Below are 13,979 nucleotides of genomic sequence, written 5' to 3'. Positions count from 1 at the left end.
GAAGGGGGCGAGATCATCCCGGAATCACGGGGCGCAATCATCTCGGAACAAAGGGGCGGCTTCATCGGAATCAGCAGCCAGACCAAGCTCGATTACGAATTGCTACGGGATGCGCTGGTGTTTTCACACAGCCTCGGCCGATAGGCGCCACTGCGCAGATCAGCCTGAAGATCGGTCAAAAAGCGAACTTCACTCCTATTCCGGATGCGTTCCACCGTCATCCCGTCGACCCCGGCCGTGCGTCCTCCTTTGTTGGAGGCAACACGATGCCAGGCATGGCGGAGCACTCTGAGGTTGGTCAACCAACCCCACATGTCCCGCCATTGATCGTCGGGATTCGCCTTACTCCACTGATAGAGCTTGCTTTGAATGCCGAGTACCCAGACTTTGTCTGCCTGAAGATCCATGTCCACGGATCACTCCTCCGTCTCTACAATCCTATCGTCTTCCTGCTTCCCTTCGCCCTGTATGCGGCTTTCCCGCACTCCGACTACTACGAAAGCTCCGCCCTTGGTGTCGTCCCTATCTGGCCGTCGCAGCGAGCCCGGCTTCCGACCGGGCAGACGATCCAAGTTCCCGTGTTCCGATTCCCAACCTTGTGCCATTAGGCGGTGAGCTCTACCCCGTGCAATGCGGGAGATGGGGCATAGGAGCCAGTCCCATCTCGGGTCTCCAAGAGAGATCCCGGCAAAGGCGCTGGCATACAGATATACCACGGAGGAAAAGGGGCTGATGCTTCGGCGCTACTGGCGCACGGATTGTCCGTCATGCCCCCTTAAGGCGCGATGCACAACAGGCAAGGAACGGCGGATCACACGCTGGGAACACGAGCACCTGATCGACGCTATGTATTCCCGAATGGAATACAATCCGAACCTCATGCGCACCCGGCGATGCACGGTCGAGCATCCATTCGGAACCATCAAGGCGTGGATGGGCGCAACTCATTTCCAGATGCGCAGACTGAAAAACGTCAGGACAGAAATGGCGCTGCACGTGCTGGCCTACAACATCAAACGGATGATCAACATGATTGGCGTAAGAGCGCTCGTCAGAGCCGTGGCCGCTTGAAGTAGGCGCTGAACCGCCATTTGGGGCCCGAAAGCCGCCAAACTAAACCATCAGGACCATCTCCGACGCCTTCCAGCATCCGATAGGCGCAAAATCTAGCCAATTCCGCCAGACCAAGCTCGATGACGAAATACCATTGGATGCGACAGTTTTTCACACAGCCTCGGCCCTTAGCGGACAAACCGCGCTTAGTGAATCAGAGCCAATTGGACAAGAGAATAGGCAGAGCCATTGCCATCCCGACAGGCGTCGCCACTCCGAACAGGAGGAAACAAGCAGCCGACGCGACACCCCAGCCACACCAGAATATGCGAAATCTTCCCAACGCAAACCCAAGTGCGCAGAGCGCTAAGGTGAGCAAAAGAACGGTTAGACCTATCGGAAATCCTTGCAACCCCAATGCCATCAAGGTGCTAGGAATGCCGCCCAACACTATGGCGATAGCAACAAGAATTGGTGCCTTCATTGCGGCCACACGGTCAATGACTTTGGAAGGAGAAGGCTCTTTTTCGCTCCAGCCAAAAATAGGCCGCGAATACTTCTTATCGCAAGCCAAGCCATCGGCACGTACCCCACGAAGGTGAGTATCGACCAAAAGACCATGTACCTCGTCATATCGGCCTGGCTTTTCCCGCCAAGGACAGACATCGAGGCCGCGCTGATGCCCATTAAAATGATGCTTATCATCATATAGATAAGCATGGTTCGGTACTGCATTTCATAATGGGTCTTTTCCCAGTCGTCGGCTTCAAAACGTCGTTTTCTTGCGAAAAACAAAGCGATAAGCTGGATTGGAAAAAAGAAAGCGCCCGCCAATACGATTGCGTAATTTGACGGGACACCACCGGTCTTTTTATTGCCTCCGAAAGCATCGGTAATCGTTCCCCTACTTGTCCGACCGACCTCGAATTTTGTTTAGAGCAGCGGCTTTAATCTCAGGTAACGAACACCGATAAACTTGTTTGGAAGAATGCTGCTACTACCGGATATGTCTGCTTGTGGCGCGAGGGCGACCACCGGCATCGCCGATGGTCATTTGCCTTACAGCTCAATCTGCTCAGCGATCCTGAGCGCGTCGTCCACCTCGACACCAAGGTATCGGACGGTGCTTTCGAGCTTTGTGTGACTAAGCAGAATCTGAACAGCCCGGAGATTGCCGGTTTTCTTGTATATCAGTGCTGCCTTCGTTCTCCTCATTGAGTGGGTGCCGTATGCGCTGTCTTCCAGCCCGATGGAAGCCACCCATCGATGGACGATCCGAATACTGCCTTGTCGATAGATGCCGCGATGCTTTTCTCCGACTGGGAAAAAGATAGCTGCCAGCATTTCTTCGAACGAAAGGAAGCCAGGCGGCGAGCGCATTCTTCGTCTGCTCGGTGACCTCAAATTGCACGGGCCGCTTGGTTTTCTTCTGGACGATGGTGGCGCGGCCCCGGATCGAACTACCCGACCACAAGTCCTCGACGCGGAGCCTGACGAGATCACAGGCACGGAGCTTGCTGTCGATGGCGAGATTGAAGAGCGCCAGCTCTCGGTCCGCCCCGCTCATTTCGAGTTGAACGCGAATCGACCACACGTTCTTAGGCTGAAGCGGTCGCTTCTGACCCACCAAAATTCCCTTATTCCAAGGACGTCGGGTACGCAGCACAATTTCCATGACAAAGCCCCTGCCGCTCCCCCCACCTCGTCGCCCGTATTGGGAGGCTCGATGATATCACGGTTTGTCCCTGCTCGGCCCCAACCAGGACATTGACGCTGCATTGTGCTCATTCATAAGCTTCGGAAACATGTCACAAGGATGAGAGCGGTGTCCGAGTTCCTGCAATTTGCGATTAACAAGAACCCGATTCGGCTGACGTGCGACGACATCCTTCTATACGCGGGAGCCCTCAACCACTGGGATTTCTACAACAGCGCGGCACTGGAGATCGCGAAGGGGTACCACCGCGGAGAGCTCAGCTACTCCTTCTGTGATGGCGTGATGAATGATCTGTGGTCTGCAGTTCAGGAAGGGTTCGGCCGTGGCAATAACGAGGTGCCGGAGCCGTTCTTCGAAATCTACGAGGCTTTCGACGTGGGAGAGTACCATCGCAAACACGACAAGTCCGATGACCCCATTGCAGAGTTCACCGACCCGGCGATTGCCGAGCTATCTATCCGTTATAACCTCTAATGCTTCGAGCGATGGCTGCCGTCGGCCCACAGCTGACTTTGACTTTGCCCCATCTTTCATTGCTTACTACGATTAAGAACTGAATTTGGGCATTACCGCTTCGATGAGGTTACGGTTGTCTCGATTTTTCGCATTGGTTATAGGGCTTAGCCTTCACGCAACTCAATCTTATGCTTGCTCGAAGCGAGATCAATTTGGGCTCGCAGACTTCTTGTTCGCCGATGTCGTAATCGAAGCACGCGTAGTTGGATATCGTCCGAACCTAGAAAAGAATGTCGCATATCTCGACTTGGCTACAGTAACGACGATCAAGGGCTTCGCGAAAGAACGCTGGACGGTTGATCTTCGCCCCTTCTCCGATCAAGTTCCTACCGATAACCGTTGGTCCGATCCGGTCTTAATCCCATTACGTGGGCGCATTTCGGAAACAGGAGACTTCACCGCTACCATAATCGATAAGGCTTGCGCACCTTTGGCACTCTTCCGAACAGACAGGTTGCCCGGCGGCTACTTTAAGGCAGAGTTGGAAAAGTGGTTCGCGAAATCTCTGAAATGACCGCATTTGGCGCTTCTGCGTCATGTCGGATTGCCGCCCTTTGGCGACCTTCCCAGCAGCAGCCCGAAATGGAGGGCGTCGCGTGGATTTCCCGCTAAACAACGGCAGAGTTGAACATTCGTGACGAAGGCCTGAGGATATCAGGCCTCCGCCATTGCGGCTAAAGCGGTCCACTCGTCGCCAGAGGCTTCCACGATTGCTCTCGATCCGCCTCGTTGGATAGATCGATGATTACCACCGTGCCGGTTTTAATATGCCGCCGCATTGCGTTGGCCCGGTCAGATGTTGCCTGGAGAAAACCGTCTTCGTTCAGCTTCTGAAGGCGCGAGCGCGAAATCTTCAACTCCGACGCAAGCAAACGATCAAGGCGTATACTGGTCGGGATAGGAGTTGCCAGGTCGATCACCAATTTTGTCCAGCCCTCAGCTTCACGTAGCGTGGCCTTTTCGATGGCGTAATCGTCAAACTCATCAACCCTTTGCGCCTTACGCTTTAGAGGGTCGAGGTTAAACGCCTCTGCCCGGACCCACTCAGGATCGTTGGACTGCAACGCTGCAAGGGTGTCAGGATTGATGTCGCGAACATTCTGCCGCCCGAAGATAGGTCGGTTCCATGTCTTCTCGCATACAAGGCATTTGTAGATAAGCCATGCATCGAGCTTGCGGCCATTGGCGTTGAGCCGGATTTTGCCGCTAGATTGGAATGCTCTCAAGCCACTACATCCGCTGCATGCGATCCACGGCTGGGGAGGTTTTGTGGGTATAAGGGTCCATTGGACCTGAAGTATATTGCACATGCCGTCTTGGTCTTCCGTTCGGAAGTCCACCAAGATGGTGCATGAGAAACCCCGTATTGGGCGCGGTGTTGGCGATGCTATTGGGCGGCTGAAGAGCTGAGACAGCAGAGCTGCACTGGCACATTTTAACAATGCCAAACCGGTCTCTTGCCACCACCCGATGAACACAGTCATACGCCGACAGCATTATTGCTATCAGGACGTACGGGTGAAACTGGATTGAGACCGGTATTTACTTAGGCAAAGTCTACCTCGATGCGCCAACGCTCTTCAACCAAAGCGATACCAAATGACCGCTTTGATTTGGAGTCCCCCGAGGACAGCGGACGCTGAAACCTGTGGTGTTGCGGCTTTTTTGCAACTTCCGATAATGCCATTTGATCATGCTGGTCGTTGGATACCCAGACGACGCATCTCCCGATAGACAGTAGAGCGCCCAAGACCAAGCTGCCGGGCGGCTTCCGTCGGAGAGGTTTTCGCTTCGATAAGTTTGATTTCTGCTTCGACCCTTTTCATGTCGAGAGGCTGCCGGCCTAGCAACTTTCCTTTTACCCGTGCTGCCGCGATACCGTCCTTGGTACATTCGGAGATCAACCTGCGTTCGAAATGAGCGATGGCCCCGAAGACATGAAAGATCAGGCGCCAGAACCAAACTTGAATGGCAAACCGGCGTCGCGACGGCGCAACCGCAACTCCTGCCTACTGCAGTCTCAGCTTCAATCTGGCGTAAACCAACAAAACCAGATAGCCGGCGGCCGACAGAACGAACGGCCCGCGAAGAGCCAATTCGCGCCCGGCCTCGTTCTCGATCAGCGACACCAGTATCCCCGCAGCGACAGCACCAAGAGGCATCGATCCCCAGCCGAAGAAGCGGTAAATGCTGTTTACCCGCCCCAGCAGTTCTGCCGGAATGCGGCGCTGGCGCCATGACACGGTGATGACGTTCCAAAGCATGGATGCCGCTATAAACAAAGCCATTGCTGCGCCGACCACCCACGTCGTGGAGCTGAGACCAATGGCTGCGTGTGCAATCCCCCACGTCAGGAACGAGAGGTAGAGAGCGGCCTGAACCCCAATCCGTTTCGTGATAAGCGGCGCTCCCAGACTGCCAGCTACCGCGGCTGTCGCAGCCATGGACAGCAAGAACCCATGCTCAGCGGCAGACAGCCCCAAGATCTCCTGGGAGAACAGAATAGTGATTGTCGTCGCCATCGAGAACAGAAAGTTCACCATTCCCAAGGTCACGGCGAACCTAAACAGGAGGCGATCTTTTCGCATCCAGTTTATGCCCTCAAACAATGCCGGCCAAAACCGCGCAGAGTTCGTCAGTTGAGGGGGCAATGTAATTAGCCAGACCATGCCGGCTGCAAGCACCAGCACCGCGGCATCCAGGCCAAAAGGCACTGCGATACCCAGCCCGATCAGTACGCCTGCGAGAGGGGGCCCAATGAACTGGCCCATCAGTTGCTCTGCGCTCCACATCTGACCATTGGCAACCTCCAGATCTGCTGATGCGACAATAGACGGCAAAATTGTTTGAGCTGCGTTGTCCCGCATTACCTCGGCAGATCCGAGAAGAAAGGCAAGGGCGGACAGGAGCCACACAGCCCCGGCCACCGGCTCGCTCAAAGCGAGCATCATGATAGCTGTTACGATGCCCGCCCGGATCATGTCTGCACGCGCGATCAACTTGCGGCAATCAGTTCGGTCAATGATCACGCCTGACGGCAGGGCAAACAGCAGCCAAGGCATACTGCCGGCAGCTGCTACAGCAGCAATCGCGAGCGGATCGCGTGACATCAGCGTAGCGAGCCAAGGCAGCGCGAGGACAATCACTCCGTCGCCAAGGTTTGTAAGCGTTCCCGCCGTCAGAAGGAGGCGATAGTTTCGGTTACGAACCAAAAGCGGCATTGCCATCTTGAAATGATCCCCTTCGCGGTTCCCAGCAGCCTAAAGGGTGACTCGGCATCGTCAATGGAGATCATCCCGGATTCGTCGCCATAAATTTGGAAATACCGACCGGGTGGGGACGATCGACTTCACTCCATCAAGTTCTCGTCCACTTCTTCAGCTTGTGACATAGCGGCTTCGCTTTGTACGGCGTGTCTGCTCAGCAAGCCGGCGTCCTCCAGCGCTTCAATATTTGGCAAGTCGCGCAGAGTCTCCATACTGAAAGCCGAGAGAAAGTGCTGCGTGGTCACGTAGGTATACGGCGCCCCCGGCGTCGGGCTGCGCGGCCCGGAGCCGATAAAACCCGCGCCACGCAGATTACCGATGGTGTCGCGGCTGACTTCCTTGCCAAAAATCTTCGACAGGTCACCACGGGTGATCGGTTGAAAATATCCCACCGCCATCAGCACCATCGCCTCGAACTCCGGCAACGCCGCCCCTCCTCTTGTCGGCGCCGAAGACGCGCGGATGGTGTCGGCGAACCGCGGACGCGTCCGATGCTGCCAGCCGCCTGCGACCGACAACAGTTCATAGGGCCGGGAACTCAGTTCCTCGCGCAGATCATCGATGAGCAGATCGATGCTGCAGTCTTTTCCGACCACCCGCGCCAGCGTCTCGCGGCTGACCGGCTCGGCGGAGGCAAAGATCACCGCCTCGATCCGCATCATCCATTCCCGCCAGCGCATCTCCGCCGGCAGATCCTCCAGCTCACGATCAAACAAGCGTTCGCTTGCGACCTTCGTCCTTTCCTTACGAGTTTGCTTGGCAGCATGTGATCCGGCCATCGTCATAATCCAAAGATCCGGAAAGCGGAGCGGCCGGAGAGCTCGCGCACCGCCTCGAAACTTTCGAGACGCTCGAACAGCCGGTTCGCCGCCCAGCGCGACAGTTTTGAGCCGGGCGCGGAGGCCGGCACGGCATCCTCGGTCAGCAGCCGGCGCACCACCGGATCGGCGCCTTTGGTCCGTATCTTCGGCGCCACGGCCAGCAGCCTTGCGGCGCGGCGATCGATTTCGACCGCGGAGCGAAGCGCTGCCTCGACGCCATCGACCAGCGCCAGGCAGATCGCTTTCGGGTACGCGGGCTCTCCCGGTCGAACGCGACCGCGACCACCGATGGTGCGGAAAGCCGGGCCAAAACGCTCGGGGAGCAGTAGCGGCACAGGTTTCGGCCAATTCAGCTTATGCGCCAGCACAACCTCGCCAAGCCCAAGGGCGAGCACCTCGGCGTCCGGGCGAAGGGTCGTAATTGCCAACACAAGCTCAGCAACTGCGAGGGGTGCCGCGCGCCCGGACTGGATCGCGGTATCGATCAACTCCGAAACCTGGACAAGGCTTTCGTCCCATCTCATCCCCAGCAGCGTGGCAAGCTCCTTAACGAAGGATGTGGCGATCGTCCCGGTTCGACGCACCAGCATTCGCATGGCCAAAAACATGTTGCCGGCCGGTCCGGGATCGTCGCCTGCAGACGTCAACAAAACCGCGTCGCGGATGGCGGCTTCTTCCTCGCCTCGCCCGAGCATTCGGGCAGCGACAGCTGCTGATTTGAGGGCAAGGCGATCGCGCCAGCAGCCGAGCCATGGCGGGTCGGCGCGGATCAGATCGTCGAGCGATTTCAGAGCGATACCGGCAGAGAAGGCCGCGTCGCGCTCGTCGACGTCGCGACCGCGCGCCACCGTCCAGCCCGGCAGGTTCGCCGACCATGTTGGTGATGAACTTTGCGCTGTCGTGATCGAAACCATGTCCGACAACATAGATCAGGCGCGCGGTTTATACCAGCCATATTGACGCAAACCGCACAGCCCGTTGGTGATGTAAAACGTCCGATAATCTTGCATTATCGGACGTCGTCGATATGGTTACTGGATAGTCCGCGACGCCAAGATTTTACCTCTAAACATGCACTCCGTGGCTTTCGGATGATTGAGAACAGTGCTATTTGTGGCTAGACAGCCTAGCTAGATCGGAGTGGATTCATGGATTGGCAGCTGCAGGACGCTAAAAACCAATTTTCGAAAGTAGTGCAAAAAGCCCGCTTTGAAGGCCCGCAAGAGATAACCGTGCGTGGCGAGCGGACGGCGGTTGTCTTGTCCGCAAAAGACTACGACGCCTTGCGCGCAGGGCGACCGACTTTGGTCGATGATCTGCTTGCCGGTCCGCCTTGGGATGACGCCTTCACCGACACGGTCGACGCACGGGCCAAAGTCTCAAGCCGCGACGTGGCCTTCTGATGTATCTAGTGGATACGAATATTGTCTCGGAGGCAAGGCGGGGCACTCCACAGGCAGTGTCGTGGCTGCGCTCGGTCGATCCTCTCAGCGTCCACTTGAGTGCGCTGACGCTTGGTGAGATCATGCGCGGTATTGCCTTAAAACAAAAAACAGATCCCAAGGCTGCGGGACATCTTGCCGAATGGCTGCGCAAGCTGCGCCACGATCATGCTGACCGCATCCTTACCGTGACCGACGAGATCGCAGTCGAATGGGGCCGCATCGCCGCGATCCGTCCGCGCGGAGACATCGACGGGCTGATCGCAGCCACTGCAATCGTCCATGACCTGATCCTCGTCACTCGCAACGTCAAGGACTTTGAGGACACAGGCGCAGCCGTGATCAATCCATGGGAAGCGTGAGATGAGCAACATCCTCGGTGGACAAGCTGTGGCGGACGAGCCTTCCATTTCCAGAGCAGAAATCTCCTCCCCTGCCCCACAACCGGGGTCCAGCCTGTCGGGCCACCTGCAAGACCTCACCGATCGCGCTCGAAGCTACGTCGAGGCAGCCAGCTCGATCAACACTAGAAAAGCCTACGCATCCGACTGGAAGCACTTTTCTGCCTGGTGCCGTCGCTCCAGTCTTTCCCCCCTCCCCCCACATCCGGCGACCGTCGGTCTCTACATCACAGCCTGCGCCTCGGGATCCGTTGACCGCGGAGCAAAAGCAAATTCCGTTTCGACGATTGAGCGCCGCCTCTCTTCGATTTCGTGGAATTATGCGCAACGCGGCCTGAGCCTCGATCGCAAGGACCGGCATATCGCCATTGTCATGGCCGGCATTCGAAACAGCCATGCCCGCCCACCGGTCCAGAAGGAAGCGGTCATGGCGACCGACATCATCGCCATGCTAGAAACACTCGATCGCGGCACCCTGCGTGGCATGCGCGACCGGGCGATGCTGCTAATCGGCTACACTGGTGGACTTCGACGGTCAGAGATCGTTGGCCTTGATCTGAAAGCCGATCAGACCGAGGACGGACGCGGTTGGATCGAGATCCTCGACAAAGGCATGCTCCTCACCTTACGCGGCAAGACCGGATGGCGAGAGGTCGAGGTCGGCCGCGGCTCGGCCGATGCAACCTGCCCGGTCGCCGCGATAGAAACGTGGATCAAGTTCGCCAAGCTTGCGCACGGTCCCCTCTTCCGTCGGGTCACGGGACAGGGCAAAGCGGTTGGATCGGAGCGCTTGAACGACAAGGAAATCGCCCGCCTGGTCAAGCGCACCGCCATGGCTGCGGGTATTCGAGGCGATCTGGCCGAGATCGAGCGTCAGTTCAAATTCTCGGGCCACTCCCTGCGCGCGGGCCTCGCCTCGTCTGCCGAGGTCGACGAGCGATATGTGCAGAAGCAGCTAGGCCATGCATCAGCCGAAATGACCCGCCGGTACCAGCGCCGGCGTGACCGCTTCCGCGTGAATTTGACCAAGGCTTCAGGGCTTTAGCTGGCCCCTCCCCTCCTCCGCATGAAATCGTAAGCGGAGATTTTAGTGTCGGAATTCTCGCTTAGCGCTTCAATTGAAATCGGGAGCTAAAAGCCACACACGACGTCGAACCACGATGAATTCTACGACGAGAACGGTCTGCCGATATGATCGCTGTCGATACGTCGGTCATCATCGCGATTGCCGCGAACGAGGCCGAAGCCGAGGTGTTCAGGCCACTCATAGGCCGTCAGCCAGTGATCATCGGCTGGCCTACGCTGCTGGAAGCGCGAATGGTACTTACCGGCAAAGGATTTGCCAGTGCAGCAAAGATGATAGAGCGTCTCGCGGTAACACCGAACGTCACGACCATCGCATTCGACGAAAAACATTATCGTGCGGCCGAAGACGCTTTCGAGCGGTACGGCCGGGTCGTCATCTGGCTGCGCTCAATATGGGCGACTGCTTCTCCTACGCCGTTGCGGCAATCGCCAGGGCGCCTCTGTTGTTCAAGGGTCATGATTTCGGGCAGACAGATCTAAAAATCCATCCAGCCTCGTCAATGGCATGACGAGGTCGGCTGCCGCACGCAAAAAGTGGGTTTTGATGCTGGGGCCTTTTTCCCATGGCGATTGTTCTTGTCAATGTTCTTGTCACGCTGTCACGGATGTGTTGATGGGAACGGAAGCCAATCGCGCTCGAGCGAACAGCCCCGACGACCTGGCGCGTGCCGGGGACTGCGCTCTTTACGGATCGCGGTCGTTTTCAAGAGGGATGAGCAGGCTGGGAAATTCGGTTTCGGCAGGAAGGCCGGCAATTCTCCGCATCAATCGGTCCAGTCGATCCGTCGTAAAAGCCTTGTCGGCGAACCAGATCTCGATTTCGGCCGGATCAAGCGTATCAACCATAGAGAATGTCGGCACAACGCAGCCCGACGCCCGGATGGTGCGAATGTTGTGCTGGTATCGCCGGATGCGTTCCGCCATCGGCAGATCGGATCCGGTCCTCAAAAGCTTGTCTTTGGGCCATTCAGGCACTGGCATCTCCTCCCGTTCAACGAATTGTAGCAGCATCGGTCGGCCGCGCCATTGACGAAAGACAAGTTCTACATTCATCAGCCGGCAAAGACGTTGATGTCTCGTTGAGACGAAGTTGCCTGATACTGCGTACAACTGGCCTACCCAGGCCACCTATACAACGCCAGCAAAGACACTTTCCATGGAAGATCGCATCCGCTTCGCCCTCGAAAAGCTATTCAACATTGCCCACCAGGATTCTGGCCAAGGTCGGCGGGTGGCGAACCTTCTGCTCGCCTGGTGGAATGCCGAAATGCATGGCGGCTTTGACCTGACAGATCTGGCCAATGTCGATCGCGAAGTTTCCGAGGACATGGCGACGATCTTTACCTGGCTCGCGCGTGAGGAAGATGTGGTTTACCCCTACGAGTATCGCAGCGAAATCGAGCAGGTGATTGCGCGCTGGCGGCCCCAGGCGGCTGTGAAATGATGGCAAAGTCCCGCAAGGCTGCTCAGGATCTTTCTACCGTCGAGGGACGGATCGCAGAACTCGACACGATCGCTGCCGTCCTGCCGATGGAGCGTCGCGACGAGCTGGCGGAGCTGTTGACTGATCAGGACGTCGAAACCCTGCGCCATCTCGTCAACGAAGGCATGGGTGAAAACACGCTTCGCGCGCTCACCTCCGATCTTGCCTATTTACAGGCCTGGTCGCTGGCGGCCACGGGGAAGTCTTTGCCCTGGCCGGCGCCCGAGGCGCTGCTGCTGAAATTCGTGGCGCATCATTTGTGGGATCCGGCAAAGCGCGAAACCGATCCGGAGCACGGAATGGCGGCAGCCGTGGAGCAAAGCCTCCGCACCCAGGGTTTTCTGAAGGTGACCGGCCCGCATGCGCCTGACACCGTGCGCCGGCGGCTGGCCAGCTGGTCGACCCTGACGAAATGGCGCGGGCTTTCCGGAGCCTTCGCCTCCCCTGCCCTCAAGTCGGCCATTCGTCTCGCTGTACGGGCCACGCCGCGACCACGCAAAAGAAAGAGCGCCAAGGCGGTCACCGGTGATGTGCTGGCCAAAATGCTGGCGACCTGTGCGAGCGGCAGCCTGCGCGATCTCCGCGACCGGGCGATCCTGATGGTCGCGTTCGCCTCAGGTGGACGCCGGCGCAGCGAGATTGCTGGACTGCGTCGCGAGCAGCTAACGGTCGAGCCAACGATCGTTGTCGAAGGCGGCCCTCCCCTCCCCTCGCTTGCCATTCGTCTCGGACGGACGAAAACATCCGGTGCCGATCACGACGAGGTTGTCTATCTTACCCGCCGGCCGGTCGAGGCGCTTGATGCATGGATGACGGCGGCAAAGATCGAGGCTGGGTCTGTGTTCCGAAAGGTCGATCGCTGGGGCAATGTGTCCAAGCGGGTGCTGGATCCGAAATCGGTCAACGATATCGTCAAGCAGCGGGCGGCGATGGCTGGGTTGGAGCCTGAGGAGTTTTCGGCACATGGGTTGCGGTCGGGATATCTGACCGAGGCAGCTAATCGTGGGATCCCGCTCCCCGAGGCGATGGAGCAGTCACGGCATCGATCGGTGCAGCAGGCATCGAGCTATTACAATAACGCGACGCGGCGAAGTGGGCGTGCGGCACGACTTCTGTGATATTCGCAAAACGCTGGCTTGTTGACCATGGGGCGAGGCAGCCGCAGAATAATTCTGCATCTTTTGATGCAGCGTAGCGAACTATAACTTTCAATTCTGGGACGGCCCGCTCTGGAGATCGGGGGATCCTGAAATCTGCAAAGCGCTTTGCGCAATGTCTCGAACATACTTTCACGACCAAGGATAGCTGTCATTGGAAGAAATCATCGGTTCAGTTGGGGTGTTTTTCATTTTGATCAGTGCGGCGTTCGGTGTCATGTGGCTTTGCCCGCGGCTTCCGGCTCACCACAGAGACGACGAGACAAACACCATCGTCAGGCTGATTGCGAATATTTTTGCGATCATGACGTCGCTGGTGTTCGGACTGATGATCAATTCGTCGAAGGCGACCTATGAAACGATTGACCGCAATGTTCATTCCTACGCCACCCAGATTATCCTTCTTGATCGTAGCTTGCGGACGTATGGCTTGGGTGCTGTCCAAGCACGGCAAAGCCTGAAAGACTATTTAGCCGCGGCAATCGATGCGCCCGAGCGTGCCAACCAAGCACCGGGCTCCAGATTGGCTGAGCAACGACTTGCAACTATTGGCGATCATCTGGCCATGCTCCAACCGGCCGACGGATATCACCTTTCCCTGATAACTGAGGCGCAGCGCCAGTATCGGCAGATCGTCGAGCAACGCTGGTCCATAGTAGAGCAATCCGAGGGGATCATTCCTACACCGTTGATCGTCATGCTGATCGCCTGGTTGACGTTGATCTTCGCGTCGTTTGGATATCGCGCACCATTCAACCCAGTGATAGCAGGCATGTTCGTCGTCTCTTCTGGTCTCGTGGCGGCGTCGATCTATCTTGTCCTGGACATGGACATTCCATTTGCTGGCGCGATTCAGATTTCAGATGCTCCCCTCAAAAGAGCGCTTGTCCAGCTTGAGCTCTAATCGATGAGATCGCCGCGGAAATTGTCGCAGTGGGCGCGCGCGGCTGCTCTAGTGGGCGACCGGAACAATCGATGTCGCCGAGCTGTTTAGCCTATGTGCCGCTGCACCTCCCGTAGATCTCACTTCATAGACG

Annotated in this window: 16 protein-coding genes and 2 pseudogenes; 10 read left to right on the top strand and 8 right to left on the bottom strand. The window is 57.4% G+C overall.

Features of this window, described 5'->3' with window-relative positions; translation table 11 throughout:
* Positions 1-696: 696 nt before the first annotated feature.
* A pseudogene (locus tag JZX87_RS30310) lies at positions 697-1,071 on the top strand (transposase); the annotation flags it as partial.
* Between the two features lie 462 nt (positions 1,072-1,533).
* Here JZX87_RS30310 and JZX87_RS30305 read toward each other — a convergent pair.
* Positions 1,534-1,887 (bottom strand): hypothetical protein, encoded by a 354-nt coding sequence (locus JZX87_RS30305; RefSeq protein ID WP_206829549.1) that lies wholly within the window; start codon positions 1,885-1,887, stop codon positions 1,534-1,536.
* Between the two features lie 225 nt (positions 1,888-2,112).
* Positions 2,113-2,728 (bottom strand): annotated as a pseudogene (locus tag JZX87_RS30300) (tyrosine-type recombinase/integrase).
* 150 nt (positions 2,729-2,878) lie between these two features.
* On the opposite strand from JZX87_RS30300, the gene JZX87_RS30295 reads away from it, so the two are divergent.
* Together JZX87_RS30295 and JZX87_RS30290 are read left to right on the top strand one after the other, a co-directional pair.
* Complete coding sequence (locus JZX87_RS30295) at positions 2,879-3,244, top strand: hypothetical protein (RefSeq protein ID WP_206829548.1); 366 nt, start codon at positions 2,879-2,881, stop codon at positions 3,242-3,244.
* Between the two features lie 211 nt (positions 3,245-3,455).
* Entirely contained in the window at positions 3,456-3,800 is a 345-nt protein-coding gene (locus JZX87_RS30290; protein WP_206829547.1) for a hypothetical protein, read from the top strand.
* A gap of 160 nt (positions 3,801-3,960) precedes the next feature.
* Here JZX87_RS30290 and JZX87_RS30285 read toward each other — a convergent pair whose 3' ends face one another.
* The 5 genes from JZX87_RS30285 to JZX87_RS30265 form a co-directional block, all read right to left on the bottom strand.
* Positions 3,961-4,596 (bottom strand): DUF1062 domain-containing protein, encoded by a 636-nt coding sequence (locus tag JZX87_RS30285; protein WP_206829546.1) that lies wholly within the window; start codon positions 4,594-4,596, stop codon positions 3,961-3,963.
* Between the two features lie 381 nt (positions 4,597-4,977).
* Positions 4,978-5,232: a recombinase family protein gene (locus tag JZX87_RS30280; RefSeq protein ID WP_502711358.1), complete on the bottom strand. Its 255-nt coding sequence runs from the start codon at positions 5,230-5,232 to the stop codon at positions 4,978-4,980.
* Positions 5,233-5,295: 63 nt separating this feature from the next.
* Complete coding sequence (locus JZX87_RS30275) at positions 5,296-6,513, bottom strand: MFS transporter (protein ID WP_206829545.1); 1,218 nt, start codon at positions 6,511-6,513, stop codon at positions 5,296-5,298.
* Positions 6,514-6,635: 122 nt separating this feature from the next.
* Complete coding sequence (gene scpB / locus JZX87_RS30270) at positions 6,636-7,331, bottom strand: SMC-Scp complex subunit ScpB (RefSeq protein WP_206829544.1); 696 nt, start codon at positions 7,329-7,331, stop codon at positions 6,636-6,638.
* A 2-nt stretch (positions 7,332-7,333) separates the two neighbouring features.
* Entirely contained in the window at positions 7,334-8,299 is a 966-nt protein-coding gene (locus tag JZX87_RS30265) for a DUF1403 family protein (RefSeq protein WP_206829543.1), read from the bottom strand.
* A gap of 222 nt (positions 8,300-8,521) precedes the next feature.
* On the opposite strand from JZX87_RS30265, the gene JZX87_RS30260 reads away from it, so the two are divergent.
* The 4 genes from JZX87_RS30260 (at position 8,522) to JZX87_RS30245 (ending at position 10,782) form a co-directional block, all read left to right on the top strand.
* Positions 8,522-8,776, top strand: coding sequence for a type II toxin-antitoxin system Phd/YefM family antitoxin (locus JZX87_RS30260; RefSeq protein WP_206829542.1), 255 nt, complete (start codon positions 8,522-8,524; stop codon positions 8,774-8,776).
* Positions 8,776-9,177: a type II toxin-antitoxin system VapC family toxin gene (locus tag JZX87_RS30255; protein ID WP_206829541.1), complete on the top strand. Its 402-nt coding sequence runs from the start codon at positions 8,776-8,778 to the stop codon at positions 9,175-9,177. The genes JZX87_RS30260 and JZX87_RS30255 overlap by 1 nt, the downstream gene beginning before the upstream one ends.
* A 1-nt stretch (position 9,178) precedes the next feature.
* On the top strand, positions 9,179-10,261 hold the full coding sequence (locus JZX87_RS30250; protein WP_206829540.1) for a tyrosine-type recombinase/integrase: 1,083 nt from the start codon (positions 9,179-9,181) through the stop codon (positions 10,259-10,261).
* 146 nt (positions 10,262-10,407) lie between these two features.
* Positions 10,408-10,782, top strand: a complete 375-nt coding sequence (locus JZX87_RS30245) for a type II toxin-antitoxin system VapC family toxin (RefSeq protein WP_502711357.1) — start codon at positions 10,408-10,410, stop codon at positions 10,780-10,782.
* Positions 10,783-10,986: 204 nt separating this feature from the next.
* Here JZX87_RS30245 and JZX87_RS30240 read toward each other — a convergent pair whose 3' ends face one another.
* A complete protein-coding gene (locus JZX87_RS30240) occupies positions 10,987-11,277 on the bottom strand; it encodes a hypothetical protein (protein WP_206829539.1) in 291 nt (96 codons plus the stop codon).
* Between the two features lie 115 nt (positions 11,278-11,392).
* Here JZX87_RS30240 and JZX87_RS30235 point away from each other — a divergent pair, with 115 nt between their 5' ends.
* The 3 genes from JZX87_RS30235 (at position 11,393) to JZX87_RS30225 (ending at position 13,846) form a co-directional block, all read left to right on the top strand.
* Complete coding sequence (locus tag JZX87_RS30235; protein WP_502711356.1) at positions 11,393-11,746, top strand: DUF7673 family protein; 354 nt, start codon at positions 11,393-11,395, stop codon at positions 11,744-11,746.
* Positions 11,743-12,903 carry a site-specific integrase gene (locus JZX87_RS30230; protein WP_502711355.1) on the top strand — a complete coding sequence of 387 codons (1,161 nt, stop codon included), beginning with the start codon at positions 11,743-11,745 and terminating at the stop codon, positions 12,901-12,903. The genes JZX87_RS30235 and JZX87_RS30230 overlap by 4 nt, the downstream gene beginning before the upstream one ends.
* Before the next feature lie 187 nt (positions 12,904-13,090).
* The gene (locus tag JZX87_RS30225) at positions 13,091-13,846 is read left to right on the top strand and encodes a bestrophin-like domain (protein WP_183688601.1); all 756 of its coding nucleotides are present in this window, start codon (positions 13,091-13,093) and stop codon (positions 13,844-13,846) included.
* Positions 13,847-13,979: the final 133 nt, after the last annotated feature.

This window comes from Agrobacterium sp. Ap1, from assembly GCF_017313375.1.
In the GTDB taxonomy this organism is placed as follows: domain Bacteria; phylum Pseudomonadota; class Alphaproteobacteria; order Rhizobiales; family Rhizobiaceae; genus Neorhizobium; species Neorhizobium cellulosilyticum.
Note: the sequence above shows the minus strand (reverse complement) of the source record. Positions and strands in the feature narration are given on the sequence as shown.